The 24153-nt window shown below is 72.5% G+C and carries 25 protein-coding genes and 1 pseudogene; 14 read left to right on the top strand and 12 right to left on the bottom strand.

Translation table 11 applies throughout. The features are described from left to right. The first annotated feature begins 1 nt into the window (after window position 1). The 4 genes from ABT137_RS30805 to ABT137_RS30820 all read left to right on the top strand — a co-directional run bounded on the left by ABT137_RS30805 (window position 2) and on the right by ABT137_RS30820 (window position 4534). Entirely contained in the window at window positions 2-1117 is a 1116-nt protein-coding gene (locus ABT137_RS30805) for an NAD(P)-dependent alcohol dehydrogenase (protein ID WP_351714373.1), read from the top strand. A gap of 207 nt (window positions 1118-1324) precedes the next feature. Beyond that, entirely contained in the window at window positions 1325-1933 is a 609-nt protein-coding gene (locus ABT137_RS30810) for an ester cyclase (protein ID WP_351714374.1), read from the top strand. 67 nt (window positions 1934-2000) lie between these two features. After that, the gene (locus ABT137_RS30815) at window positions 2001-2981 is read left to right on the top strand and encodes a protein-ADP-ribose hydrolase (protein WP_351714375.1); all 981 of its coding nucleotides are present in this window, start codon (window positions 2001-2003) and stop codon (window positions 2979-2981) included. Window positions 2982-3073: 92 nt separating this feature from the next. Continuing rightward, window positions 3074-4534 (top strand): aldehyde dehydrogenase family protein, encoded by a 1461-nt coding sequence (locus ABT137_RS30820; RefSeq protein ID WP_351714376.1) that lies wholly within the window; start codon window positions 3074-3076, stop codon window positions 4532-4534. Here ABT137_RS30820 and ABT137_RS30825 read toward each other — a convergent pair. After that, a complete protein-coding gene (locus ABT137_RS30825; protein WP_351714377.1) occupies window positions 4522-5448 on the bottom strand; it encodes a helix-turn-helix domain-containing protein in 927 nt (308 codons plus the stop codon). The genes ABT137_RS30820 and ABT137_RS30825 overlap by 13 nt on opposite strands. Window positions 5449-5483: 35 nt before the next feature. Here ABT137_RS30825 and ABT137_RS30830 point away from each other — a divergent pair, with 35 nt between their 5' ends. Then, a complete protein-coding gene (locus ABT137_RS30830; RefSeq protein WP_351714378.1) occupies window positions 5484-6371 on the top strand; it encodes an SIR2 family NAD-dependent protein deacylase in 888 nt (295 codons plus the stop codon). A gap of 108 nt (window positions 6372-6479) precedes the next feature. Here the strand turns inward: ABT137_RS30830 and ABT137_RS30835 are convergent, their stop codons facing one another. The 5 genes and pseudogenes from ABT137_RS30835 to ABT137_RS30855 form a co-directional block, all read right to left on the bottom strand. Continuing rightward, on the bottom strand, window positions 6480-7037 hold the full coding sequence (locus ABT137_RS30835; protein ID WP_351714379.1) for a type 1 periplasmic-binding domain-containing protein: 558 nt from the start codon (window positions 7035-7037) through the stop codon (window positions 6480-6482). Continuing rightward, window positions 7034-7339: an Ada metal-binding domain-containing protein gene (locus tag ABT137_RS30840; RefSeq protein WP_351714380.1), complete on the bottom strand. Its 306-nt coding sequence runs from the start codon at window positions 7337-7339 to the stop codon at window positions 7034-7036. Before ABT137_RS30840 ends, ABT137_RS30835 begins: the two co-directional genes overlap by 4 nt. After that, on the bottom strand, window positions 7336-8067 hold the full coding sequence (locus ABT137_RS30845; RefSeq protein WP_351714381.1) for a 2OG-Fe(II) oxygenase: 732 nt from the start codon (window positions 8065-8067) through the stop codon (window positions 7336-7338). Before ABT137_RS30845 ends, ABT137_RS30840 begins: the two co-directional genes overlap by 4 nt. Before the next feature lie 85 nt (window positions 8068-8152). Then, window positions 8153-8374, bottom strand: a pseudogene (locus ABT137_RS30850) (methylated-DNA--[protein]-cysteine S-methyltransferase); the annotation flags it as partial. Window positions 8375-8681: 307 nt separating this feature from the next. Next, window positions 8682-9467: a 2OG-Fe(II) oxygenase gene (locus ABT137_RS30855; protein WP_351714382.1), complete on the bottom strand. Its 786-nt coding sequence runs from the start codon at window positions 9465-9467 to the stop codon at window positions 8682-8684. Window positions 9468-9897: 430 nt separating this feature from the next. On the opposite strand from ABT137_RS30855, the gene ABT137_RS30860 reads away from it, so the two are divergent. The 3 genes from ABT137_RS30860 (at window position 9898) to ABT137_RS30870 (ending at window position 14881) form a co-directional block, all read left to right on the top strand. Continuing rightward, entirely contained in the window at window positions 9898-11415 is a 1518-nt protein-coding gene (locus ABT137_RS30860) for an esterase (RefSeq protein WP_351714383.1), read from the top strand. A gap of 312 nt (window positions 11416-11727) precedes the next feature. Then, window positions 11728-12636 (top strand): TIGR01777 family oxidoreductase, encoded by a 909-nt coding sequence (locus ABT137_RS30865; protein WP_351714384.1) that lies wholly within the window; start codon window positions 11728-11730, stop codon window positions 12634-12636. A gap of 70 nt (window positions 12637-12706) precedes the next feature. Further along, window positions 12707-14881 carry a SpoIIE family protein phosphatase gene (locus ABT137_RS30870; protein WP_351714385.1) on the top strand — a complete coding sequence of 725 codons (2175 nt, stop codon included), beginning with the start codon at window positions 12707-12709 and terminating at the stop codon, window positions 14879-14881. A gap of 33 nt (window positions 14882-14914) precedes the next feature. Here the strand turns inward: ABT137_RS30870 and ABT137_RS30875 are convergent, their stop codons facing one another. Further along, window positions 14915-15463 carry a hypothetical protein gene (locus tag ABT137_RS30875; RefSeq protein WP_351714386.1) on the bottom strand — a complete coding sequence of 183 codons (549 nt, stop codon included), beginning with the start codon at window positions 15461-15463 and terminating at the stop codon, window positions 14915-14917. Window positions 15464-15602: 139 nt separating this feature from the next. Between ABT137_RS30875 and ABT137_RS30880 the strand changes: the two genes are divergently transcribed. Next, window positions 15603-16115: a PadR family transcriptional regulator gene (locus ABT137_RS30880; RefSeq protein WP_351714387.1), complete on the top strand. Its 513-nt coding sequence runs from the start codon at window positions 15603-15605 to the stop codon at window positions 16113-16115. 43 nt (window positions 16116-16158) lie between these two features. Here the strand turns inward: ABT137_RS30880 and ABT137_RS30885 are convergent, their stop codons facing one another. The 5 genes from ABT137_RS30885 to ABT137_RS30905 form a co-directional block, all read right to left on the bottom strand. After that, a complete protein-coding gene (locus tag ABT137_RS30885; protein ID WP_351714406.1) occupies window positions 16159-16686 on the bottom strand; it encodes an NUDIX hydrolase family protein in 528 nt (175 codons plus the stop codon). 42 nt (window positions 16687-16728) lie between these two features. Beyond that, window positions 16729-17871 (bottom strand): amidohydrolase family protein, encoded by a 1143-nt coding sequence (locus ABT137_RS30890; RefSeq protein ID WP_351714388.1) that lies wholly within the window; start codon window positions 17869-17871, stop codon window positions 16729-16731. Then, window positions 17871-19274 carry a type I glutamate--ammonia ligase gene (locus tag ABT137_RS30895; RefSeq protein WP_351714389.1) on the bottom strand — a complete coding sequence of 468 codons (1404 nt, stop codon included), beginning with the start codon at window positions 19272-19274 and terminating at the stop codon, window positions 17871-17873. The genes ABT137_RS30890 and ABT137_RS30895 overlap by 1 nt, the downstream gene beginning before the upstream one ends. Before the next feature lie 204 nt (window positions 19275-19478). Next, window positions 19479-20402 carry an SDR family NAD(P)-dependent oxidoreductase gene (locus ABT137_RS30900; RefSeq protein ID WP_351714390.1) on the bottom strand — a complete coding sequence of 308 codons (924 nt, stop codon included), beginning with the start codon at window positions 20400-20402 and terminating at the stop codon, window positions 19479-19481. A gap of 130 nt (window positions 20403-20532) precedes the next feature. Further along, the gene (locus ABT137_RS30905) at window positions 20533-21420 is read right to left on the bottom strand and encodes an SDR family NAD(P)-dependent oxidoreductase (RefSeq protein WP_351714391.1); all 888 of its coding nucleotides are present in this window, start codon (window positions 21418-21420) and stop codon (window positions 20533-20535) included. Window positions 21421-21491: 71 nt separating this feature from the next. Here ABT137_RS30905 and ABT137_RS30910 point away from each other — a divergent pair, with 71 nt between their 5' ends. From ABT137_RS30910 to ABT137_RS30930, 5 genes are all read left to right on the top strand, one after another. Beyond that, window positions 21492-22433, top strand: a complete 942-nt coding sequence (locus ABT137_RS30910) for a LysR family transcriptional regulator (RefSeq protein ID WP_351714392.1) — start codon at window positions 21492-21494, stop codon at window positions 22431-22433. Between the two features lie 142 nt (window positions 22434-22575). After that, entirely contained in the window at window positions 22576-23349 is a 774-nt protein-coding gene (locus tag ABT137_RS30915) for a sulfite exporter TauE/SafE family protein (protein WP_351714393.1), read from the top strand. 128 nt (window positions 23350-23477) lie between these two features. Continuing rightward, the gene (rpmG, locus tag ABT137_RS30920) at window positions 23478-23642 is read left to right on the top strand and encodes a 50S ribosomal protein L33 (RefSeq protein ID WP_093497749.1); all 165 of its coding nucleotides are present in this window, start codon (window positions 23478-23480) and stop codon (window positions 23640-23642) included. Between the two features lie 41 nt (window positions 23643-23683). After that, the gene (locus ABT137_RS30925; protein WP_181808960.1) at window positions 23684-23944 is read left to right on the top strand and encodes a type B 50S ribosomal protein L31; all 261 of its coding nucleotides are present in this window, start codon (window positions 23684-23686) and stop codon (window positions 23942-23944) included. A gap of 35 nt (window positions 23945-23979) precedes the next feature. Then, window positions 23980-24075, top strand: a complete 96-nt coding sequence (locus ABT137_RS30930) for a ribosomal protein bL36 (protein ID WP_351714394.1) — start codon at window positions 23980-23982, stop codon at window positions 24073-24075. Window positions 24076-24153: the final 78 nt, after the last annotated feature.

Raw genomic sequence — 24153 nt, forward strand, 5'->3', positions numbered from 1 at the left:
CATGACCGAGACGCGAGCAGCGGTGGTCCACCCCGGCACGGGGACGTTCGTCTGGGAGAAGGTCCGGCTGCAGGACCCCCGGCCGGACGAGGTCCTCGTGCGCATCGTGGCCGCGGGCATCTGCCATACCGACCTCGCCGTCCGGGACGAGAAGCTCCACACCCCGCTGCCCGCCGTCCTCGGCCACGAGGGAGCCGGTGTCGTGGAAGCGGTCGGCTCCGACGTAACCCGGGCCCGTGTCGGCGACAAGGTGCTGCTGTCGTTCAGTTCCTGCGGCCGGTGCGGTGCCTGCGAGCACGGTCATCCCGGCTACTGCGACACGTTCATCGCGCGCAACTTCGCCGGCGCCCGGCCCGACGGCAGTACGCCGATCCACGGCGTCGACGGCACCCCGCTGGGCGGACGCTTCTTCGGCCAGTCCTCGTTCGCCCACCACGCCGTCGTCGACGAGCGCAGCGTCGTACCAGTCGAGGCCGCCGACGAGGACGAGTTGGCGCTGCTCGCACCCATCGGCTGCGGAATACAGACCGGCGCGGGCGCCGTACTCAACGAACTGCGCCCCGGCCCGGGAGACACGGTGGCCGTCTTCGGCGCGGGGGCGGTGGGTCTGTCCGCGGTCATGGCGGCCGCATTGACCCCGGCCGCCCGCGTCATCGCCGTCGACGTCGTGCCCTCACGCCTCGACCTCGCCCGTGAGCTGGGGGCGACCGATGTGGTCAACGGCAAGGAGGAGGACCTCGCCGCCCGGCTGGCGGAGATCACGGCGGGCCGGGGCGTGACCCATGCGCTGGAGAGCAGTGGCGTTCCCGCTCTGCTGCGGCGGGCCACGGACGCGCTCGCCGTTCGGGGGACGGTGGCGGTGGTCGGGGCTCCACCGGTCGGCACCGACGGCACCTTCGACGTCAACTTCCTGCTCAACGGGCGCGTCGTCCGGGGCGTCACCGAGGGCGACAGCGATCTGCTCGGCTTCGTGCCGTCCCTGGTCGGCCTCCACCGTGCGGGGCGCCTGCCGTTCGACAGGATGATCCGCTTCTACTCGCCCGACCGGATCAACGAAGCCGCCGACGACGCGGCCGGCGGCACAGTGGTGAAGCCGGTGCTGCGCATCCCCTCCTGACGGCGCCGCGCGACGCCCCGGGACGGCTCCGGCCTCCGTCGCACTGGATGCTTCCCGCCCTGCCAGGTGTCACGTTCTGACCATAAGAAGTCGGGAATTGGACCGAAAGACTCGGTGATGGCGACTTATTTTGAACATGTCGTATCCGGCTGCCGACATCGTCATCGGCAGGTTGTCGCCGGCATCTCCCCGATCAAGGAACCAAAAATGTTGGATCGTCGCTCTCTCCTGCGCAACACCAGTGCGGCCACGCTCGGTGCGCTGGCCCTGACCGCGGTCGCCGGCGGTACGGACCTGGCAGCCGCGGCCGAACACCACCCGGACCTGTTCGGCGACCCGGCCTCGACCCCGGAGACGGAGTCGCTGTGGCCCGTCCACCTCACCGCCGTCGAGTGCCGCAATCTCAAGACCTTCGACGAGCTCGACTTCCAGGTCTACTCCCGCCAGGAGTGGGACCGTCTCGGTGAGAGCCACGCCCCGAACGTCCGTGTGCACTGGCCCGACGGCCACTACACGGACGGCATCGAGCGTCATGTCGCCGATTTGAAGGCGCAGTTCGTCTGGGCGCCGGACACCCGTGTCAGCGAACACCCGCTCCGCATCGCCAAGGGCGAGCTGACCGCGGTCACCGGAGTGCTGAAGGGCACGTTCTCCAGGCCCATGCCGGACGGGACGGGCGGTTTCGTCCAGCCGACGGGCAAGAGCTTCGCCGTCAACATGGTCACCGTCGGGCTATGGAACACGCACGGTGTCATGGACGAGGAGTTCCTCTTCTGGGACAACCAGACCTTCAACCAGCAGATCGGGCTCGCCTGACTCCCCGCCGGGCTCTTCTCCGATGACCGTTCCGGAACCCTCCACGACCATCTCCCCGGAGCCTTCCATGGCCGACTCCCGGTTCCCACCCCACGGCTTCGCCGAGCGAAGCGCCCCGCCCCGGGCACTGCCGCTGGCCGCCTACCGGGAGGCGATCGCCCTCGACGAGCCGTTCCGTCCGTCGGCGGCCCCGGCGCCCGCCGACCGGCTGGACGACCATGTCCGTACCGCACTGCGCATGCTGAGCAGCGACCCGGCCGTGGCACGGCTCGGCCTGCGCGCCGACTCCCTGCTCGATCCGGCCGCGGCCGACGCGGCCACCGCCCGGCGGCTCCTGCGCGCCCTGCTCACGGTCCGCCCTCCCGGTCCACTGCCTGACGCCACCACCGAGGTGCTCGACGCCGTACTCGGTGCGGAACGCCACCTGCGGCCCACCGTCGCGATCCGGCAACTGCCCACGGTCGCGGAGATGTTCCCCCGAAGCTCCTTCCGGGCCGCCCGGCACACCGCGCTGTGGCGGGGGGACGTCACCACGCTCGCCGCGGACGCGATCGTCAACGCCGCGAACAGCGCCCTGCTCGGCTGCTTCCAGCCACTGCATCCCTGTGTCGACAACGCCATCCACAACGCCGCCGGCCCCCGGCTGCGGGACGACTGCGAGACCGTCATCACGCTGCAGGGCGCCTCCGAACCGACGGGAACCGCCAAGATCACCCGGGGACACCACCTGCCTGCCCGGCATGTCCTGCACACCGTCGGCCCGATCACCGACGGCACGCCCCGTACCGGTGACGCGGCGGCGCTGGCCTCTTCCTACCGGTCCTGTCTCGGCCTGGCCGCCGAGGTGGGGACGATCCGCACCCTGGCCTTCTGCGCCGTGAGCACCGGCGTCTTCGGGTATCCCAAGGACGAGGCCGCCCGGATCGCCCTGCACACCGTCTCCGACTGGCTCGACGCACACCCCGACCGGTTCGACCGGATCGTGTTCACCGTGTTCGACGCCGACAACGAGTCGGCCTACCGAAGAGCCCTCGGCGCAGCCGCGTGAACCGCGCCCCGACGGGTTGTCGGCCGCCGGCCGCGACCTGGCCCCCCAGCCGCCCGCGGCTGCCTCGTACCCCGTACCGAAGGAAGCTCCCCATGCCCCTCACCCGTGACATGCTGATCGACGGCAAGGACGTACCCGCGCTCTCCGGCCGTACCACCAAGGACATCAACCCCTACACGGCCGAGGTCTACGCGACCGTTCCCGCGGCCGGCCCGGAGGACGTGACGCGGGCCGTGGACGCCGCCGACGCGGCCTTCGCACAGTGGGCCGCCCTGGCCCCGTTCGCCCGCCGGGCGATCTTCCTCAAAGCCGCCGACCTGCTGGAGTCCAGGACCGCGCAGGTCGTGGAGACCATGGCCCACGAGGCGGGCGGAACGCGCCCGTGGGCACACTTCAACGCGCGCCTCGGGGCCGACATCCTGCGCGAGGCGGCCGCCGCGGTCACCGCGCCGCGTGGTGAGGTACTCAGTGCCCAGGAGCAAGGGGTGCTGGGGCTGGCCGTGCGCGAACCGCTGGGCGTGGTGGCGGCGTTCGCCCCGTGGAACGCTCCGGTCATCCTCGGTGTGCGGGCCGTCGCGGGTCCCCTGGCCGCCGGCAACACGGTCGTCGTCAAGCCGAGCGAGGACGCGCCCGTCGCCTGCGGGCTGCTCATCGCCGATGTGCTCCGCGAGGCGGGGCTGCCCGACGGCGTTCTCAACGTCGTGACCAACGACCGCGAGGACGCCGCCCGGATCGCGGAGACGCTGATCGCGGATCCCCGGGTGCGTGCCGTGAACTTCACCGGCTCCACGCACGTCGGCCGCGTCATCGGCAGGCACGCGGCCGAACACGTGAAGCCGGCCGTCCTCGAACTGGGCGGCAAGAACGCGGTGATCGTCCTCGACGACGCCGACGTCGACCACGCCGTCGACGCCGTCACCTTCAGCGTGTTCATGAACTCGGGCCAGATCTGCATGTCGGCCGACCGCGTCCTCGTGCACGCCTCGCTCGCCGAGGAGTTCACGGAGAAGTTCACCACGAAGGTCGCCGCGCTGCGGGCCGGTGACCCCGGCCACCCGGAAACGGTGGTGGGCCCGCTGGTCGGCGCGTCCGCCGCGGAGCGCGTGGCCGGTCTGGTCCGGGACGCGGTCGCGGAGGGCGCCACCGTGCTCACCGGCGGCGGCCGGCCGGAGGGTGCCGTGCACCCGGCGACCGTGCTCACCGACGTGCCCAGGAGCGCCGAGCTCTACCACGCGGAGGCCTTCGGCCCGTTGTGCGTCGTCGAGACGTTCTCCGACGACGACACCGCCGTAGCGCTCGCGAACGACACCGACAACGGCCTGACCTGCGGCATCATCACCGAGAACGCGACACACGGCCTGATCGTGGCCCGAGGCGTCCGCACCGGGATCGTGCACATCAACGACCAGTCCGTGGCCGACGAGCCACAGGCGCCCTTCGGCGGCGTCAAGGCGTCCGGTTACGGCCGCTTCGGCGGACGGTGGGGCATCGAGGCATTCTCCAACACCCGTTGGGTGACCATCGCCACCCAGCAGGCCCGCTATCCGTTCTGACCGCCCGTCGGTTCATGAGGGGCCCGGCGCCCGCGGACCTCGTCGCGGAAGTCGATCGGCGACCGGCCGACCCGGTGCAGGAAGTACTTGTTGAACTGGGACGGATTGGCGAAACCGAGTTGGTCGGAGATCTGGGCGGCGGTCTGGTCGCTGTGCGCCAGCAGCCGTTTGGCCTCCAGTACGACGCGGCGGTCGACGAACTCCTTCGCGCTCAGCCCGACGCTGTTCAGTGTGGCCCGGGCCAGGGTGCGTGCCGAATAGCCGAGCATCCGGGCGTAGTCCTCCACGCGCCGGGTGCGGGTGAAGTGCTGCTCGACGACGTCTCGGAAGCGCAGGTAGGTCTCGTCCGGTTCCGGCGCGGGGCTGCCGGCCGGAACCGTCAGGTGGGCCAGACGCAGCACCAGAACCGCCAGGAGGTGGCGCAGGGCCGCCATGTGCACTTCCAGCGGCAGATGACCGAGCGCCTGGGACTCGTGCCTCAGGTGGTCGGCGGCCAGATCCAGTGCCCGGGCCTCGTCGGCGACCGGGGTGTTGACGACGGGGACGTACGGGTCGTCGACCCGGGCGGCCGTCGCGGTGGCCGCGTCGAGCATGTCCTGCTGGAACAGGATCAGCGTGCCCTCCGCGTTCGTGAGGTCCCCCCACTGCTGCACCCGACCGGGGCGGACCCACAACCAGGAGCCCGGCCGGAGGGTGTAGCCGGTGAAGTCCACGGTCTGCCGGAGTTCGCCCGAGGCCAGGGTGAGCAGCTGGTGGAAGCCGGGGCGGCGGGGCCGGGCGAGGTCGGGCTGGGACACGCGACTTCGCAGATCGGCCAGCGACATGACCTCGGCGCCCGTGGGCGTGCCCGCGGGCGCGGCGAAGGGCAGCTCGGGGATCTCCCGCGAGGCGGCGTGTCGGTTATTGACCATCATCAGTCATCAGGTTAACCGGAAGGACCCCAGGAATCGTGAGCTCCACGAGCGACACCCACACCTCCGCACCGCAGGCGATCGAGACGCTGCGTTCCTGGCTGGGAGAGGCCGACCGGGTCCTGATCGCGGCCGGAGCGGGGCTCAGCGCGGCCGCCGGCTACGACTACGGCGACGCGGAACGTTTCAAGGAGCTGCTGCCGGCGCTCTACCGGCTGGGACTGCGGTCACGCTACCTGCTGGGCGCCCCGCTGCCGGCGGACATGATGTGGGGCTACTGGGCCGTCCACATCGACGACATCCGCTACAGCCCGGGGCCCAACCCGCTCTACCGACGGCTACGGGCACTGGTCGGCGACCGCGACCACTGGGTCATGACGTCCAACGTCGACGCACTCTTCGTCCGCAACGGCTTCGCCGCGGACCGGGTCTTCACCCCCCAGGGCGACTACGGCCGACTCCAGTGCACGGTGCCCTGCACCCGTGAGACCTGGGCAGGCAAGCCGTACTTCGACCGGATCCTCGCGGTGTACGACCCTGAGAGCGGCCGGGTGACCGACCCGGCCGCTCTGCCGCGGTGCCCCCGCTGCGGTGCCGCCGTCTTCCCCAATGTCCGGGTCGGCCCCGAATTCGTCGACGACTCCTACCTCCCCACCGGGCAGCGCCTGCTCCACTGGCTCGACCGGGCGCCCGCGGAGGACAGGCTGCTCGTCGTGGAGATCGGCGCCGGCTTCAACACCCCGGGTGTGATCCGCCTGCCGATGGAGAACCTGGTACGCGGCACCCGGCGGGCCCGGCTCGTGCGGGTGAACCCCGGTCATCCCGACGTCCCCGCGGACCTCGGCGACCGCGCGCTGCCCCTGCCCTTCGGGGCCGGCCGGCTCCTGGACGCGCTCGTCCCCCTGGAGGAAGGACGGGACAGCTGAACAGGAGAGACGGAGGCTGCTCATCGAGGGTGAGCCGGCCCGGCACGTGCACCGCGCCGGGCGCGACCTCCATGGCGGGGCGAGGAATCAGCGCGGTCACGCGGTCACCTAGGCCGGCGGACAGGAGGTGACCCACGCCCCGCGTACGTCCCAGGTGCCGCCGTCGGCGCTCGCACCGCGCAGCCCGCTCAGGGTGCCGGCGCCGGCGAGCGCGGTCAGGCGGGAGGTGCTCAGCGAGGAGAACGCGACGGTGCAGGCCGGGTCGAAGTCGGTGGACCGGCGCAGGCGGCGCGCGAGTTGGGCGAAGCCCAGCACGGAGGCGGCGATCACCCATGCGTCCGGGGTTTCGGCGGTCAGACGCCGAGCCGGGCGCAGCCAGGAGGCGGCCGTCTCCGGCCAGTCCACCACCGTGAGCACCCGTCCGCCTCGGGCCGTCCACGCGCGCTCGAACGCCCCGGCCGCGGCGCGGGAGGCGTCGTCGCGGCCGTGTCCGATCGTGACCGTCTCGATCCGTGACTTCGGTCCCGTCAACAGCCCCATGAGCGTGGCAAGTTCGGCTTCGGTGTGCGGCCGGGGCGCGGGCAGGTCGCCTGCGTGGGCGGCGAGGTCGGCCGCGCCGATGAGGGGTGAACGCGAGGTGCCGTGTGGCTCGGTGAAGGAGTTCATGAGGGGGTGATGCTTTCTCGGTTCGTTTTCCAGCGGGCGTACGCGGCGGGAAGGCACACAGCGCAGGGCCGGTATCCGGTGGCAATCGCGGTGGCCTCGTCGGCGAAGAACACCCGCTGCTCGACGTAGTGGCCGCGGGCGATGGCCCGCAGCGCGGACGGGCAGTCCAGCCGCCCGTACAGGCGTCCGCGGCGGTGGCCCCCGAGCGTTCCCGGAGTCGGGCTCCGGTAAGGCTGTCCGCCCGGGCCGAGCAGGGTGTAAACGCGCTCGGGCCGGTCGGCGACGGGCCGGGCGGGGGTCATGCCGCGTCGTGGAAGACGATGCCGAGGGTGTGGCGGCGGCCGGAGCGGACGGTGCTCACGCCGTGCCGCATCGGCCCGTTGGACCAGCCGCGCTTGGTCGCCACCGGCCGGTCGCGGGTGGTGAAGACCAGGCCGTGGCCCTGCGGCAGGGTCGTGGCCGAGCCGCGCGACTGCGCGCGAGGCCGCTGCTCGGTCATCAGGAACTCCCCGCCGGTGAAGTCCGTGCCGGGGGCGTCGAGCCCGATCACGACCTGGAGGGGGAAGATCATGTCGCCGAACACGTCGCGGTGCAGGGCGTTCCAGTCGCCGGGACCGTAGCGCAGCAGGATCTGCGCGGATTTGGCCTGACCTGCCTCGTGGCACAGCCGAAGCCACTCGTCGAGGCTGTCGGGCCAGGGGGCGGGCTTGCCGAGCTTCGTCGCCCAGTCCCGGGCGATGGGCAGCAGGCGCGGGTAGAACGCCTCGCGCAGCTCCCGTACCAGGTCGGGCAGGTCGTGGGTGAAGTAGCGGTACTGGCCGGAGCCGAAGCGGTGGCGGGCCATGTCCACGGTCGTGCGGAAACGGGCCGGCTCGTCGTAGAGGGCGGCGATCTCGTGGCACTCGGCGGGCGTGAGGATCTTCCCGGTCAGGGCGTTGCCGTGCCCGTTGAGTTCGTCGGTCAGGGCTGCCCAGTCACTTCGGGCGACCCGGCCGGCGACGGGGCCTGCGAGCCGGGTGGTCTCGATCATGGTGAGGGATTCCTTGCGTCAAGGGTGAGCATCAAGGGTGAGGCGAGGCCACCCCGGTTCCGCCGTCGTGAGGGGTGACGGTTTTTCAGGCGGCCTGGTGGACGTTTTCGAGGTCCAGGAGCTGCTGCTTGCGCTCCAGACCGCCGGCGTAGCCGGTCAGCGCGCCACCGGCGCCGATCACGCGGTGGCAGGGGCGAACGACCAGCAGCGGGTTGGCTCCGATCGCGGTGCCCACGGCTCGTACCGCGGCCCTCGGGGCGCCGATCTTGTCGGCGATGTCGCCGTAGGTGAGGGTGGTGCCGCCAGGAGCAGGTCGCCCAGCGGGCTCGTGATCGTCGTGCAGACGGTCATCGTCGCCCCTTCTCGTCGGCATTCGTGTCACCTTCGACCTTGCTGTCCGGCGGGCACGGGCGCTGGCGGGATTCGGACGTCACGCTGCGGGGGCGCGGCGCCGATCGGCGGCGGCGTTTCGGAAGGGGTGCATGGCCAGGATGGCGGCCCGGCCGGGCCGACCTGGGGCACAGCGAGGGCATCCGATGGGGCCGGTGACGTCGAGCCGGGTGACACCGTCGCGCAGCGGGATGACCACCGCGACCGGCGCGGGGTGCCGTGCATCAGCGGGCGTTGTGGAAGATGAGGCCGAGGGTGGTGCGCCGGCCGGTCTCGACGGCGTTGGTGCCGTGGCGCATCGGGTGGCGGCGGAAGCCGTTCCTGCCGTGGACCGGGCGGTGTCGCACGGGGAAGATCATTCCCTGGCCGAGCCGGGGTTTGACGACCATCGCGCGGGACTGGAACCGGGGCCGCTGTTCGACGAAGACGTTCTCGCCGCCGGTGAAGTCCTCGCCGGGCTGGTTGAGCATGATCGCGATCTGCAGCGGGAAGACGATGTCGCCGTAGATGTCCTGGTGCAGGCACGCATAGTCGCCGGGACCGTACTGGAGGATCAGCGGGGTGGAGCGGTGCTGGCCGTTGTCCGCGCACTCGGCCAGCAGTTCCTCCAGCGAGGGGGGGAAGGTGCGTTCGCCGAGCTGCGGTGCCCACTGGTTGGCCATCCATGCCATCGGCGGGTACAGCAGGGAACGCAGGGTCTGGATGAGCGGGACGGTCGCCGGGTCGGCGTAGTACTTGTAGGTGCCGCGGCCGAACTGGTAGCGCTGCATGACGACCGTGGAACGGAACAAGCCGGGCTCGTCGAAGGTGTCGATGATCTCCTGACACTGCGTGCGGGACAGCAACGGCGGGGTGAGGGCCACGCCCTCCTCGTTCAGTTGGGCGTACAGCTGCCCCCAGTCGAGTGCGCTGAGCGCGGGCAGGCCGTCCGTCACGGGTACGTGCGGTGCCCGGCCGACTGGTGCGGCAGAGGGAAACAACGTGTCGGCGGCGGGAGTGAACTGGTTCATGAAGAGTCTCTCGTAGACCTGCGGCGCCGGAGCGGGCCCGCGATCCTCGCCGATATGTGCGCGGTCGGGCGGTGCGCCGTCAACGATCATCACGCCCCCGGCCGTTCAGGTGCTGGCGGCATTCGGACATCACGTTTGCGTCCGGCTCGCCAGGGCGCTCGACGTCTCCACCCCACCCGTGCGCAGGCCCGGCGCGGTGGGGACCGAGCTGCCGCGGCCGGCGAACACGAACGCCGGTGATGCTCGCATCCGCGTGTGATCAGTCCGGCCGTCGCCGGAAACAGCCGGGTTGTTCCGGATCCTCGGGCACGGCAGGGCACAACCCTTGGGCCCGATCGCCGGTCCAACACCGCGGCGGCGAGGACGGACCCTCGCCGTACCCCCGCGACTCCGTCCCTACCGGCCATGCCGAGATCTCAGGAGCCACGAAGTGCGCAGTACGCCTGCCACCACGACAACGTCCAGAACTTTCCGCAGCCGAGCGAACCTGCTGTCCGGACCGGCCGCGGCGACCGTACTACTGACCATCGGCGCCACGATCACCGCGACGGCCGCTCCGGCGCCCGCCGCTCCCGCGGCCGTGGCGGCGGCCCACGACGACTTCAACGGCGACGGCTACCCCGATGCCGTGATCTCCGCCCCCGGCGGCACCGTCAGTACCCAGAAGGGCGCCGGCTACGTCGCCGTGCTGTACGGGTCGGCGAGCGGCCTGTCCACCGCCCGCCGGGCGACGTTCAGCCTGAGCACGCCCGGCATACCGGGCCTCGCCCAGACCGACGACGGCTTCGGACGGACCACCACGTCCGGAGACCTGGACGGCGACGGCTACGCCGATCTCGTCGTCGGCATGCCCGGCAGGGACGTCGGGACGACCGCCGACGCTGGGGCGGCGGTCGTCCTGTGGGGCTCCGCGAACGGGCTGCAGGCCACCGGCGCACTCCTGTTGCAGGACAGTGCTCCGACGGCACGCGGACACTTCGGACTGGGCCTGGCCACCGGCCGCTTCCACGGCTCCGGCACCGAACTCGCCCTCCTGACCGGCAAGGCCCTGCAGACCTACGACTTCGAGGCCGGCGCCGGCGGCACGCACACCTTCCAGGCCACTCCCATGGCCTGGAAGTGGGCGGAGGACTTCACCCCCACCGGCCTCACCTCCGGCGACTACGACAACAGCGGCTCCGACGACGTGGTCCTGCTGGGCACCTTCACCGACACGGAATCGCTGAATCCCGTGGCGACGTTCGGTGCGGCCAGCTACCTTCGCGGCGGCCCCGACGGGCTGACGTACGGCCGCGGGCTGCGCGGCGGCCCGGTGGGCGCCACCGGCGACATCAACAACGACGGCTACCCCGACGTGGTGTTCGGTTCCCCGACCGACAGTGACGACCAGAACGAAGTCCTGGTCGACGGCGGCACCGTCGACGTCTTCCTCGGCGGGCCCGGCGGCCTGCCCGGCCCGGACGCCTCCCAGCACTTCGACCAGACGACCATCGGCGCCTCCGGAGACGACAAGATCGGTGACCGCTTCGGCGGTGCCGTCACGGTGGCGGACGTGAACGGCGACGGCTACGCCGACGCCGCGATCGGAGCACCGGGCAACGACATCAACAGCCTCACCGACCCGGGCACGGCATGGGTGGTGCGCGGTACGGCCAACGGACTCACCCCGCGAGGCCTCGTCAGCTACAGCCAGAGCACGCCGTCCGTGCCCGGGGACAACGAGAACGGCGACTGGTTCGGCGGCGGCCTTCGGCTCATCGACGCCAACAAGGACGGCAAGGCCGAGCTGATCGCCTCCGCACCCGGCGAGGACACCGACGACGGCGCCGCCTGGGTCTTCCCCGGCACGAGCAACGGCCCCGTCGGAAGCGGATCCTGGTCCTTCAACGGCGGCAGCCTGAGCGCCCCCGTGCCCGACGCCCGCTTCGGCGAGACCCTGGCCCCGTAGCGACGGCGGCCACTCGATCGACCACCGCGCCGGTGCCGACGCCCCTGTGACGAGGTGCCCCCCGTGAGCCTGATGGTGGCAGCCGCTCCCCACTGCTGAAAGCCACCATCAGGTTCCACGGTGCCGCACCGCGTACCGCGGCCGGCCCGCGCTGGTCGTGGACGGCGGAGCAAGCCGGGACGACGGCGCCCTGGCCGACGTCGGCGGCCCGGTCGCTTATGCCCTGCGGACATCCGGCCGGAGTACTCTGACGACCGATAGTTTGAATTCTCAAACAGTGAATTCTCAAACAGTCGCTCATCGGAGAACGTCATGCGCGTCGCGATCACCGGATCCACCGGACTCATCGGTTCCGCCCTCACCCGCTCCCTCCTCGCCGACGGTCACCGTGTGCTGCGTCTGACCCGCGGCCGGACCGTGGCCCCGGCGGCGGACGGCAGCGAATCCGCGACCTGGGAGCCCGGCGCCCGGCTGGACCCGGCCGTCCTGGACGGTGTCGACGCCGTGGTCCACCTCGCCGGAGCCGGGGTCGGCGACCGGCGCTGGACCGCCGCGTACAAGGACGAGATCAGGCTCAGCCGCCTCCAGGGGACGCGGACCGTCGCCGAGGCCTGTGCCGAGGCCGCCGAGCGGCCCCGGGTGTTGATCTCGGCCTCGGCCACCGGTTACTACGGCGACACCGGCGACCGTGTCGTCACGGAGTCCGATCCGGCCGGAAACGACTTCCTCGCCTCCGTCTGCGTCGGCTGGGAGGCCGCCGCCGCGCCGGCCGAGCGGGCCGGCGTCCGGGTCGTACACCCGCGGACCGGCCTCGTGGTCTCCGCCGACGGCGGCGCCTGGGGCAAGCTGTTCCCGCTCTTCCGGTTCGGCCTCGGCGGCAGGCTCGGCTCGGGCGACCAGTTCTGGCCGTTCATCTCGCTGCCCGACCACGTCGCCGCCCTGCGCCACGCGATCGACCACGAGGACATCGCCGGTCCCCTCAACTTCACGGCCCCCGAACCGCTCACGAACCGCGAGATCACCCGCGCGACGGGCCGGATCCTGCACCGGCCCACCCTCGCCGCCGTCCCCGCCTTCGCGCTGCGGATCGTCCTCGGCGAGTTCTCCGAGGGCATCACGGGCAGCTGCCGGGCCGTCCCGGACGCTCTGCTGAAGGCGGGCTTCACGTTCCGGCAGCCCGGCATCGACGAGGCGCTGCACGCCGCGCTGGACCAGGGCTGACCGGACAGGTCCCCGGACGGGTCCTCCCGGTCCCGTTGGTCGCTCCGACCTGCCGCGTTAACCTGTCGTTATGCGCCCGAACCGCCCGGAGGGGGCCGAACCCGACTCGTCCCCGGTCGCGGGGGCGCGGGCGAGGACCCTGGCGCTGGCCCTTCGGCAGGCGACGGCGGGTGTCGGCGGACAGGGCGCCCTCCTGCACCGATGGGACCCCGGCACGCGCCGGCTGACCCTGGTGGCGGTGGACGGTGTCGACGCCGGAGCGGTGCGGGCCTGGGCGGAGCTGCACGAGGAACAGGACGTACCGCCGTCCCGCGCGCTGCGCCGCGGAGTCCTCGTCCAGGTGGCCGGGGACAGCCTCGGGACCGGCGCGGCAGGCACCGTGGCGGTCCCTCTGATCAGGGCCGACGGGCCCGTCGGCGCGCTCTCGGTGCTGCTGCCCGGAACCGGCGGTCCCGACGACGTACAGCTGTCCTTCCTGCAGGCGGTGGCGGCCTGGACCGCCGAGCGTCTGGAGGGCACCGCCGGGACCCCGCCGCACCGGGAACCCGTGGCCGCGCACGAGCGCACGGTCCGGAGGGAGGAGCTGACCGCGATGCTCGCCGAGGCGGTGACCGTCCAGGACGTCGTGCAGGCCGTGGCACAGCACGTCCTGTCACCGTTCTGCGCCGACGGGCTGGTCGTCTCCGTGTTCGAGGACGGCCGGCTGACCAGGGTCGGCGAGGTCGGCTACCCGTCGGAGTACCTGAAGCGGTTCGAGGGGCCGCTCAGGGCCGGCATGCCCGTCACCGACGTGCTGCGGACCCGCAGGGCGCAGTTCATGGAGTCGCCCGCCCAGATGTACGAGCGCTATCCCGCCGTCACGGACAAGATCCTGATGGGGACCTCGCCGAAGATGGCGTGGGCGTTCCTGCCGATGATCGCCTCGGGGCGGGCCGTCGGGGTGTCGGTGCTGTCCTACAACCAGCCGCGTCCCTTCGGAGAGGAGGAACGCACCCACCTGACCACCCTCAGCGCCCTGGTCGGCCAGGCGCTGGAACGGGCCCGCCTGTACGACCTGGAGCACGCCCGCGCCCAGGAACTCCAGAGAGCCCTGCTGCCCCGGACCCTGCCCCGGTTGCCCGCCGTCGTCGCGGCCGCGCGCTACCTGCCGGCGGGCCGGGGCGAGCAGGTGGGCGGCGACTGGTTCGACGTGATCCCGCTCTCCGCGGACCGGGTCGCCCTGGTGATCGGCGACGTGATGGGCCACGGCATCGCCGAGGCCGCCACCATGGGCCGGCTGCGCACCGCCGTACGCACCCTGGCCGACCTCGGCATGGCCCCGGACGAACTGCTGGGCCACCTCAACGACCTGGTCAGCGACCTGGGCGAGGACTTCTACGCCACCTGCCTCTACGCCGTCTACGACCCGGTGGGCCGGACCTGCTGCTACGCCCTCGCCGGGCATCCGCCGCCGGTGTTCGTGCATCCCGACGGCACCGCGCACAGTCCCGTCGTGAGCCCCGATCCGCCGCTCGGTGCCGCCACCCCGCCGTTCGCCGTGCACGAACTCCCGCTTCCGGACGGCAGCCTGGTCGTCCTGTGCACCGACGGGCTCATCGAGTCCGACGCCCAGGACGCCGAGCAGGGCCTGGCCGAGCTGCTGCAGGTCCTGCGCCGGGCGGCGGTCCGCCCGGCCCGCTTCACCGGTGCCGACCAGGAGGAGGACGCCCGGGGCATGGCGGAGCTGTGCGACACGGTCGTCTCGGAGCTGCTCCCGGACCGGGAGCGGACCACCGACGACGCGGCCCTGCTCATCGCCCACACCCGGGCGCTGCCCGCCGACGACATCGCTTCCTTCGTCCTGCCCGACGACCCCCGGGCGGCCGGCCAGGCCCGTGAACTCGTCCGTGACCAGCTCTCCCGGTGGGGCCTGGACGACCTGTCGACGACCACCGAACTCCTGGTGAGCGAGCTGGTCGGCAACGTGATCCGGCACGGCAGGGGCCCCATGCGGCTACGGCTGCTGCGCAGCCGCAACCTGACCTGCGAGGTCTACGACGGCAGCCTCAGCACCCCGCGCATCCGTCACGCCACCTACACCGACGAGGGTGGCCGCGGCCTGCAGCTGGTCGCCGCGCTGTCCCGGCGCTGGGGCGCCCGCTACCTCAGCGACGCCAAGTGCATCTGGACCGAGCAGGACATCCCGAACGGCTCCCGGACCGGTTCCCCGACCGGGTCGGCGGACCGGGTCGGCGCCCTGCCCTGAGAGCCCGCTCGCGCGGACCCGGTCCGCCGGCGGTCAGCGTGCGTACCGGGCCCGCACGACGGCCGGGTACCGGGCCGTGAACACCGCGGGGACGACGAAGCCGAGCACCTGGACGGTCACCTTGAGCCCGGTGCCGGCGTCGGCCGCCGCGCCGGCCGTCAGGGCGATCGCGGTGAAAGTGAAGGCGGCCGCCCAGGCCGCCGTGATGACCACGTTGACCCGCAGGAACACCGGGTTGTCCCAGAGCTCCTCCGGCGTCGAACGGCGCGCGATGCCCAGCGTGAACGGCCGCCGGAGCGCCAGCGTCGCCCAGGCGGTCACCGCCAGCCAGGCGAAGGAGAGCGCCCCGCCGTAGTGCGAGAGCGAGGAGTCCGGTGCGGCGAAGGCGACCGCGGTCAGCACGGCGAAGTACGCCGCCGTGCTCATCTCCAGGATCAGCGCGTCCGTGGCGAGGCCCGCCCTGACGTTGACCACGATCAGCGCCAGGCCGGCCACCAGCCCGGCGAGCGCGCTCCACTGCCAGCCGAGCGGGGAGAGGCAGGCGTAGACGATCCAGGGGGCGAAGCCGCGCAGATAGTGCATGGGGAAGACCCCTCCGAGGGGTGCCGAGGCCCGCGAGCCTGATGTTCCACCGACTGATGTTGCACCGATATTCCAGTATTGACAGGTCGAAGCTAAGATGTCTTTTCGGATCTGTCAATGTCGGACTTACGATGGAACCATGAGCCTTCGCCACGCACTCATCGGACTCCTCGTCGACCGGCCCGCCAGCGGCTACGACCTGCTGAAGCTGTTCGACACCTCGCTGGCCCACGTCTGGCCGGCCACCCAGAGCCAGGTCTACGGGGAACTGAACCGCCTCGCGGAGGCCGGACTGGTCGACGTGTCCGCCGAGGGGCCGCGCCGGCGCAAGGAGTACCGGGTCACGGAGGAGGGCCTCAAGGAGCTGCGGGAGTGGCTGGCCGCCCCGACCCAGCAGCAGCCGCGCCGCAGCGAACTGCTGCTCAAGGTGTTCTTCTTCGGCCTGGCCTCGGACGAGCAGGCCCGCGCGGTCCTCACGGAGCGGGCGGAGCTGGCCGGGGCCTACCACGAGCGGCTCGCGGAGCTGAGAACCGAACTGGAGCAGGACGAGGGGCCGTTGACCGCCAACGGCCGGATCGCCCTGGAATACGGCCTGCGTTGGGCCGAGATGGAACGGGACTGGGCCCGCTGGGCCGCCGAACAGCTCGGCTGAACGCCGTCGGCGGCACACCTGCCGGGTGCCCCGGGGGGCCTCCCTAGCTCACGACCCCCACATGGGCCAGGGCCTGCTTCAGCAACACCCCGTGGCCGCCCGGCATCTCGCTCTGCACGGCCTCCAGCATGGCCTCCTGCGGACTGAACCACACCAGGTCCAGGGCGTCCTGCCGGGGCCGGCAGTCACCGGTGACCGGCACGATGTAGGCCAGCGACACCGCGTGCTGCCGCGGGTCGTGGTACGGGGTGACGCCCAGCGTCGGGAAGTACTCGGCCACCGTGAACGGCTGCAGGGAGGCCGGCACCCGGGGCAGCGCGACCGGGCCGAGGTCCTTCTCCAGATGGCGCAGCAGGGCGTCGCGGACCCGCTCGTGGTGCAGGACACGGCCGGAGACGAGGGTCCGGCTGACCGTTCCGTCCGGGCCGATGCGGAGCAGCAGGCCGATGCTGGTGACTTCGCCGCTGTCGTCGACGCGCACGGGCACGGCCTCCACGTACAGGATCGGCATGCGGGCGCGCGCCATCTCCAGCTCGTCGGAGGACAGCCAACCGGGCGTGGTTTCGGTCATGTCAGACATTGCTTGATCATACTTTCCGGACAGGGCGCGCGGTCAGTCGCGGCCGGGGTCGGATGCGGGAAGTCCGTAGAGGCGACGGGCGTTGTCACGTCCCGTCCAGGCGGCGATCCGCACCGCGTCGGTCGGGCTCAGCTCGTCGGCGTCCACCCGGGCCTGGAGCATTCCGGCCAGCCCCTGCCGGAAGGACAGCGCGCCGAGGTGGTGGAACTCGGCCACACCATAGGCGTCCGAGCTGTACAGCAGTTTGCGGAACGGGGTGATCTCCATCGCCTCCGCCAGCACCGCCCCGGCCCGGGCCGGGCCCACATGGTGCAGGGCGAGCCCGACGTCGAGGTGCACGTGCTCGAACACCGCGGCCAGGTAGGCGGCCTGGCGCTGGTAGGGCCAGCAGTGCAGCAGGAGCACCGGGACGGTGCCGGCGGTCAGCCGCAGCCAGTCGGTGAGCAGAGCCGGGTCCGCGTGGTGCAGCCGCAGGTCCGAGTCCCCGAAACCGGCGTGGAGCTGGAGCGGCAGCCCGAGCCCGACCGCGGTCCACAGCAGATGACGCATCAGCACCGGGTCGGTGAGCTTGCCGCCCCCGGAGAACCACAGCGCGGCCGCCCGGGTCACCTCGGCGTACGTCGGCCGCGCCGGGTCCAGGGCGAAGCCGGTGCGGTAGGCGGCCACCGACTTGACCGCGACCACACCCGGCCGCCGTACCGCCTCCTCGGCCGCCGCCCGGAAGGCGCCCGCGTACTCGGCCGCGTCGATGCCCCGTGCCGCCACCGCCTCGGCGATGCTCTCCAGACGTACGACCTCGTAGGCACGCGCGCCGGCCGCCGCCGCGAGTTCGGCGGGGGAGGTGACCGGGTGCGGGGCGTAGCCGGTGTCCACGCAGAACGTCTCCGTGTGCGCGGCCGTCAGGAACCGGCGGTTGACCTCCTGCCAGCCCAGTTCCGCCCGGCGCGCCAGGTAGTCGGCGGCGGGCGCGTGCCGGTCCAGGTCGAGCAGGGGTGCGCAGTGCCGTCGTACGGCGATGCCGGCCGGGCTGTCGAACGGCGAGACGCCCGGCCAGGCCTCGCCCTCGGTCAGCAGCGACCCGAACTCGGGCTCGGCGAGGTCGGCGATGACCGCGCCGTGGCAGTGGTGGTCGACGAGCGGGAGCGCGTCGAGGGCCTCCCGGACCGGTCCCGGCATCAGTACTTCCAGCGGTAGGCCGCCGCCACCCCGGCGTCGTCGAGGCCGGCGACGGACGCCGTCTCGCCTTCGCGTACGGCGATCACCGCGTCCGCGAGGACCGGGCCGAGCGCGGTGCGCAGCACCTCGTCCTCGCGGAACTCCTCGACGGCCTGGGGGAGCGAGGCCGGCAGTCGGCGCACGCCCCGGGCCACCGCCTCGTCCGGGATCAGCCGGGCCGGGTCGTCGGTGACCTCCTCGGGCAGCGGCGCGGCCGCGGCGAGCCCGTCGAGTCCGGCGGTGATGACGCAGCCGAGGGCCAGGTACGGGTTGGCGGCCAGGTCGACCGGCTTGATCTCCAGGTTGGCGTCCTGGCTCTGGTGGCCGGCCGTGCCGGTGATGACCCGGATCCCGGTCTCGCGGGTCTCCCGGCCCCAGGCCGTGAACACCCCTGCCCACTGGGCGGGTTTGAGCCGCAGATAGCTGGCCGGGCTCGGCGCGGTCACCGCCGTCAGCGCGGGCAGGTGCGTCAGCAGCCCGGCGATGAAGGACTCCGCCGCGGCCGTCATGCCGTACCGGGCGTCGCCCCCGGCATGCAGGTTGACCCCGTGGCGCCACAGGGAGAGATGCAGGTGGCCGCCGTTGCCGACGCCCCGCTCGGCGACGGCCGGGGCGAAGGAGGCCCGCAGGCCGTACTTCTGCGACACGGCACGGATGGTCTGCCGGACCAGCACGCTCTGGTCGGCCGCCGCCACCGGGTCCAGGGCGCCGGTGGAGAGCTCGAACTGGCCGGGCGCGTACTCGGGGTGGAGCTGGGCGACCGGCACCTCCTGCTTCTCCAGGGCCGCGAGCAGGTCGGCCGTGTAGTCGCTCAGCTCGATCTGCCGGGTGGCGCTGTACGCGGGACCCGACGTGGCCGGCGCGAACTCGTCGGCCGGCGCGGCGGCCCGGCCGAGCGCCCACTCGATCTCGACCCCTGCTTTGAAGGTGACGCCGTGCCGGTCCGCGGCGTCGGCGACGACCTGGCGCAGGAAGGTGCGGCTGCACCCGGGATGCCGCTCACCCTCCTGGGTGACCCGGTCGACGGGCGCCCAGGCCCAGCCGGGCTGCCCGGCCAGCACCACCAGCCGGTCCAGGTCCGGGTAGAGGCGCAGATCGCCGTCGGGCGAGCCGAGGACGTCGGTGCGCACGATCGCGTCGTTCGCCAGGAAGGTGTCGAACACCGGGGACATGCCGACGCCCCAGGCCACCGCCGGCTGCAGCCCCTGCCAGGGGACGGTCTTCACCCTGCAGATCCCGGCGGTGTCCACATAGGCCAGCACGATCCCGCGCACGCCCTGCGCGGACAGCTCGTGGGCGAGGGCATGGGCCCGGGCGAGATCGCCGGGGCTCCCGCCGGGTACGGGGTCGACCAGGGGTGGCATACGACGTCCTCCTCGACGGGCTCGGATGCACGCGTCCCGGCCAGGGTTTCACGCCGACCGTGCCGAACTGCGCTACCGGCGCCGGGGAGTCGGCCCCGGCGGCGCGTCCGGCGGGTCGAGCCGGAGGCGGACCGGCGGGTCCGGGCCGGTGCTGCGGGACACCGGCCCCCGGCCCCCGGCGCGTGGAGGCCCAGGGCTCAGGGCTCAGCCGGCGAGGAGTTCCTCCGACAGGTCCCACAGGCGGCGGGCGTTGTCCGGGTCGACGGCGTAGCGCGCCACCCCGTAGAGCCTGCCGGTGCGGCGGTCGACGACCTCGCTCTCGTTGCAGTCGTCGAAGTACCGGCCGCCGATCCCTTCGAGCAGGGGCGAGGCGGCGAGCAGGACCGAGGTCGCGGCGCCCTGTTCCGTGGTCTTGATCAGTTCCTCCGCGACCCGCCCGCTGCCGCGGCCGCCGGTGTGGCGCTGGAGGTTGGTGTAGATGGCGCCGGGCATCAGGGCGTTGGCGCTGATGCCGTCCGCGGCCCAGCGCCGGGTGGCCTCCACCGCGAAGAGGACGTTGGCGGTCTTGGACTGACCGTAGGCCAGCCACGGGTCGTACGGCCGGAAGGCGAAGTCGATGTCGTCCCAGACCACCGGGGAGCGCTGGTGTCCGGTGGAGCTGACGACGACGATCCGCGCGGAGCCGTCGGCGGCCAGCGCCCCGTGCAGGGCGCTCGCCAGGGCGAAGTGGCCCAGGTGGTTGGTGGCGAACTGCCATTCCCGGCCCTGCTCGGTGTACTGCTCGGGGCAGGCCATGACGCCCGCGTTGTTCACCAGGACGTGCAGCGGGCCCTGCCAGGCGGCGGCGAAGGCCGCGACGGACGCCGGGTCGGTCAGCTCCAGCGGGGCGACCCGCACCTGCCGGTTCCCGGTCGTCTCGGCGATGTCCTTGGCGACCCGCTCGCCCGCTGCCAGATCCCGCACCGCGAGGGTGACCTCCGCACCGGTCGAGGCCAGCGCCCGGGCCGTCTCCGCACCGAGGCCCGAGGAGGCGCCGGTGACCACCGCACGGCGGCCGGTCAGGTCGATGCCCGCCGCGACCTCGGAGGCCGTGCTGGAGAAGCCGAAGGGGGTGCTGATGGTGGTCATGAGAGAACTCCTTGCTGTGCGCGGGGCTGTGTACTGCGCTGTGCGGCGGGGCTGTGTGCTGCGGGGTACTGCGGGCTGTGTGGTTGCGCCACCGGGTCGGTGCGCTGCCTGACGGCGTCGGGTCCGGCGCTCACGGCTTGACGAGACGGTCCTGCTCCACCGGAGGCGTGCCGTCGAGCCAGGGCAGCGGCTTGCCGAAGCGGACCAGCTCGCCGTAGAGGTCGGGGTCGACGTCCTCGGCGAAGACCAGGTCGAGCACCGCACGGGCGGCCTCGGCGGGGGACTGAGCCCCGCTGTAGTCGCTGAACCAGGGGCGGGACGTGGCGGTGTCGACCATGCCGGGGCAGACCGAGGCGACCAGGGTGCCGGTGGCCAGGTCCTGCTCGCGGCGCTCGGCGGCGACCGCGCGGACGGCGGCGACCTGGGCCACCTTCGAGGGCACGTTCAGCCAGACCGGCCAGCCCGCCTCGGTGGCGGTGCGGTTGTGGATGGCGCTGCGCCAGGACTCGACGGCGTACTCGACCTGGTCGAGGCTCGCCCCGTCGAACAGGTGGTGCAGCCGCGGGGAGAGGTGGCCGAGGGTGCCGAGCGAACTCGCCACCACGAGCAGCCGGCCGCGCGGGCGCAGGACCGCGCCGAAGGAGCGCAGGATCGCGTGGGTGGCGGTGTTCGAGACGTCGATGAACTCGTCGGCCCGCTCGGACTGCGAGTCCTCGGGCAGGACCCGGGCGACCGCGTTGGAGACGACGATGTCCACCCCGCCGTACCGGACCCTGAGTTCCTCGGCGAGCCGGGCGATCGCGTCGGCGTCGGTGACGTCCAGGACCCGGCCCTCGACGCGCGCGCGCGTCTCCGGCCGGCGGGCGACCTCGACGGCGGCGTCCGTCACCCGCCCGGGGTCGCGTCCCGTGAGCAGGACCAGGTCGTCCGGGCCCAGCCGGGCGGCGAGGCCTTCGGCGAGGGCGCGGCCGAGTCCTTGGTTCGCGCCGGTGACGAGGGCGATGCGGGAAGTGTTCATGCATTCCACGCTAGGAACGGCGCGGTCATGAGTCCAACGAAAGTTACGCACGGCTAGTATGCGTGAACGTCATGGATTTCAACGATGTGTCACTGACCGCGCTGCGGGTCTTCCGCGCGGTCGCCGAACAGGGAACCTTCACCGCCGCCGCGGCCTCGCTGGGCTACACCCAGTCCGCGGTGTCCCGGCAGATCGCCGCGATCGAGCGCGCGGCGGGCGCGGAGCTGCTCGAGCGGCGGCGCGACGGAGTACGGCTCACCGCGGCCGGCCGGGTCGTCATGCGGCGCGCGACGACCGTGCTCGACGAGATCGAGGCGACGGCGAGGGAACTGTCCGGGCTGCCCGGAGAGGCCGGGACGGTCCGCCTCGGCTGGTTCCCCACCGCGGGCGCCGTGCTGGTCCCGCACGCCCTGACCTCGCTCCGCCGGACGGACCCCGGCCTCCGGGTGGTCGGCCGCGAGGGCACCACCCCGGCACTGGTGCGTGCCCTGCGGGCCGGCAGCATCGACCTGGCCCTGCTCGCGTCGGCGCCGCCGTTCCGGGCACCGGACGCCGAATCGCCCCCGCTGGTGCTCCAGACCCTCACCGAGCGGGCCCTGTGCCTCGCGCTGCCGGCCGGCCACCCCCTGGCCCGCGGCGACTTCGTCGACGTGGCCGACCTGCGCGGGCAGCGCTGGATCGCCGGCTCCGCCTCGGGAGAGGACCGGCTGATGGGCGTATGGCCCGGTCTGGACGAGCGGCCGGAGATCGCCCACGTCGCCCGCGACTGGCTGGCCAAGCTCCATCTCGTCGCCGCCGGATGCGGGTTGACCACCGTGCCGGCCGCCCTGGCCTCCGCGGCGCCGGCCGGTGTCCGGATCCTGCCGGTCCGTGGCGGGCCGCAGGAGCAGCGCCGCCAGCTGCTGGCCCGGCTGCCGCACCCGCCTTCCGAGGCGGTCGTCCGGGTGGCGGCCGCCCTGCGGGCGGCGGCGCTCGACGCGGACGTACCGGACCGGCCGGACCGGCCCAGGTGAGTCTTCCGCAGGCTCACGCGGACGCCCAGGTGCGGACGGGCACGTAGGGGCCGAGCCGAGCCCTTACGGGAAGAGTGCGGGGGTCAACCAGCGAGACGGTACTTACACCATCCGGTTGTCCGGACATAACATCGGTCCCCGCATGAACACGATGACGCTCTGGCACATATCCGGCTGGGAGTTCGCCGCCCTGGCACTCGCCGCCCTGCTCGTCGGCTTCTCCAAGACCGCCGTCAGCGGGGCCAACACCGTCAGTCTCGCCGTCTTCGCCGCGGTCCTCCCGGCCCGCGCCTCCACCGGCGTCCTGCTCCCGCTGCTCATCGCGGGCGACGTGCTGGCCGTGGCGACCTACCGGAGGCACGCCCACTGGCCCACGCTGTGGCGGCTGTTCCCCGCGGTCGCGGCCGGCGTGGTGATCGGCACGCTGTTCCTGGTCTGGGCCGACGACGGTGTCGTACGGACCTCGATCGGCGCGATCCTGCTGCTGATGGCCGGGGTCACGCTGTGGCGGCGCCGCACGGCCGAGCGCCCCGACGACCCGGACGCGGTCACGACCCGCGCGGGGAGGGCGAAGGCGGGTTCGTACGGCGTGCTCGGCGGCTTCACCACGATGGTCGCCAACGCGGGCGGCCCGGTGATGTCGATGTACCTGCTGTCGGCCGGCTTCCGCAAACTCGGCTTCCTGGGTACCTCGGCGTTCTTCTTCCTGATCGTGAACCTCTCCAAGGTCCCCTTCAGCGTCGGCCTCGGCCTGATCGACGGCCACTCGCTGCTCCTTGACGCCGCGCTCGTGGTGTTCGTCGTACCCGGCGCGCTCATCGGCAGGTGGGCGGTGCACCGGATCAACCAGCGGCTGTTCGAGCAGCTGGTCATCGCGGCGACGATCCTGGGCGGCCTGCAGCTCCTGCTGCGCTGACCGGTCCTGAGACCGGTCCTGAGACCGGTCCGCCGACCCGGGAATGCGACGGGGGGAGGCGTTGTTGGACAGGTCGTGAATGACATGCCCGGATCAAGAATCCCGGGTGTGGGCGAAGGGAGAACCTCATGGCACGCAGCACCGCGCGTCCCGTCGTCCGGCTGAAGTCGACGGCCGGGACCGGCGTCACCTACGTGACCCGCAAGAACCGCCGGAACAACCCCGACCGGTTGGTCCTGCGCAAGTACGACCCGGTGGCCGGCGCGCACGTCGACTTCCGCGAAGAGCGCTGAAGCCGACCGCAAGCGCACCGGCAACCAAGAGAGGAAACCCCATGAAGGCCCGCATTCATCCCGCGTCCCGCCTCGTGGTCTTCCGGGACCGCGCCGCGGACACGGCGTTCCTGACCCGCTCCACCGCCGACTCGTCCCGGACGATCGAGTGGGAGGACGGCAACACCTACCCGTTGATCGACGTGGAGATCTCGTCCGCGTCGCACCCCTTCTACACCGGCAGGGCGCGGGTCCTGGACAGCGCCGGCCGAGTGGAGCGTTTCGAGCGCCGGTACGGCCGCACCGCCGCCGCCCGCGGCTGACCCGGCCCGGCGACCGACCCGAGGAGAACAGAACCATGAAGGTCCGCAAGTCCCTGCGCTCACTGAAGGCCAAGCCCGGCGCCCAGGTGGTCCGCCGACGTGGCGTGGTCTACGCCACACCAACGCCCTGAACACGCTGGCCCAGGCGATGACGGTGGGCGCCTGCTGCGTGGTCGGCGAGCGCTTCTCCGCCTCGCGGTTCTGGCGGC

This window comes from Streptomyces sp. NPDC001980, assembly GCF_040296885.1.
Taxonomy (GTDB): Bacteria; Actinomycetota; Actinomycetes; order Streptomycetales; family Streptomycetaceae; genus Streptomyces.

Excerpts from the sequence above, each read along its gene's own strand:
- ABT137_RS30805 (WP_351714373.1), top strand. The coding sequence starts at position 2 with ATGACCGAGACGCGAGCAGCGGTGGTCCACCCCGGCACGGGGACGTTC.
- ABT137_RS30810 (WP_351714374.1), top strand. The coding sequence starts at position 1,325 with ATGTTGGATCGTCGCTCTCTCCTGCGCAACACCAGTGCGGCCACGCTC.
- ABT137_RS30815 (WP_351714375.1), top strand. The coding sequence starts at position 2,001 with ATGGCCGACTCCCGGTTCCCACCCCACGGCTTCGCCGAGCGAAGCGCC.
- ABT137_RS30820 (WP_351714376.1), top strand. The coding sequence starts at position 3,074 with ATGCCCCTCACCCGTGACATGCTGATCGACGGCAAGGACGTACCCGCG.
- ABT137_RS30825 (WP_351714377.1), bottom strand. The coding sequence starts at position 5,448 with ATGATGGTCAATAACCGACACGCCGCCTCGCGGGAGATCCCCGAGCTG.
- ABT137_RS30835 (WP_351714379.1), bottom strand. The coding sequence starts at position 7,037 with ATGAACTCCTTCACCGAGCCACACGGCACCTCGCGTTCACCCCTCATC.
- ABT137_RS30840 (WP_351714380.1), bottom strand. The coding sequence starts at position 7,339 with ATGACCCCCGCCCGGCCCGTCGCCGACCGGCCCGAGCGCGTTTACACC.
- ABT137_RS30845 (WP_351714381.1), bottom strand. The coding sequence starts at position 8,067 with ATGATCGAGACCACCCGGCTCGCAGGCCCCGTCGCCGGCCGGGTCGCC.
- ABT137_RS30855 (WP_351714382.1), bottom strand. The coding sequence starts at position 9,467 with ATGAACCAGTTCACTCCCGCCGCCGACACGTTGTTTCCCTCTGCCGCA.
- ABT137_RS30865 (WP_351714384.1), top strand. The coding sequence starts at position 11,728 with ATGCGCGTCGCGATCACCGGATCCACCGGACTCATCGGTTCCGCCCTC.
- ABT137_RS30870 (WP_351714385.1), top strand. The coding sequence starts at position 12,707 with ATGCGCCCGAACCGCCCGGAGGGGGCCGAACCCGACTCGTCCCCGGTC.
- ABT137_RS30875 (WP_351714386.1), bottom strand. The coding sequence starts at position 15,463 with ATGCACTATCTGCGCGGCTTCGCCCCCTGGATCGTCTACGCCTGCCTC.
- ABT137_RS30880 (WP_351714387.1), top strand. The coding sequence starts at position 15,603 with ATGAGCCTTCGCCACGCACTCATCGGACTCCTCGTCGACCGGCCCGCC.
- ABT137_RS30885 (WP_351714406.1), bottom strand. The coding sequence starts at position 16,686 with ATGACCGAAACCACGCCCGGTTGGCTGTCCTCCGACGAGCTGGAGATG.
- ABT137_RS30890 (WP_351714388.1), bottom strand. The coding sequence starts at position 17,871 with ATGCCGGGACCGGTCCGGGAGGCCCTCGACGCGCTCCCGCTCGTCGAC.
- ABT137_RS30895 (WP_351714389.1), bottom strand. The coding sequence starts at position 19,274 with ATGCCACCCCTGGTCGACCCCGTACCCGGCGGGAGCCCCGGCGATCTC.
- ABT137_RS30900 (WP_351714390.1), bottom strand. The coding sequence starts at position 20,402 with ATGACCACCATCAGCACCCCCTTCGGCTTCTCCAGCACGGCCTCCGAG.
- ABT137_RS30905 (WP_351714391.1), bottom strand. The coding sequence starts at position 21,420 with ATGAACACTTCCCGCATCGCCCTCGTCACCGGCGCGAACCAAGGACTC.
- ABT137_RS30910 (WP_351714392.1), top strand. The coding sequence starts at position 21,492 with ATGGATTTCAACGATGTGTCACTGACCGCGCTGCGGGTCTTCCGCGCG.
- ABT137_RS30915 (WP_351714393.1), top strand. The coding sequence starts at position 22,576 with ATGAACACGATGACGCTCTGGCACATATCCGGCTGGGAGTTCGCCGCC.
- rpmG (WP_093497749.1), top strand. The coding sequence starts at position 23,478 with ATGGCACGCAGCACCGCGCGTCCCGTCGTCCGGCTGAAGTCGACGGCC.
- ABT137_RS30925 (WP_181808960.1), top strand. The coding sequence starts at position 23,684 with ATGAAGGCCCGCATTCATCCCGCGTCCCGCCTCGTGGTCTTCCGGGAC.
- ABT137_RS30930 (WP_351714394.1), top strand. The coding sequence starts at position 23,980 with ATGAAGGTCCGCAAGTCCCTGCGCTCACTGAAGGCCAAGCCCGGCGCC.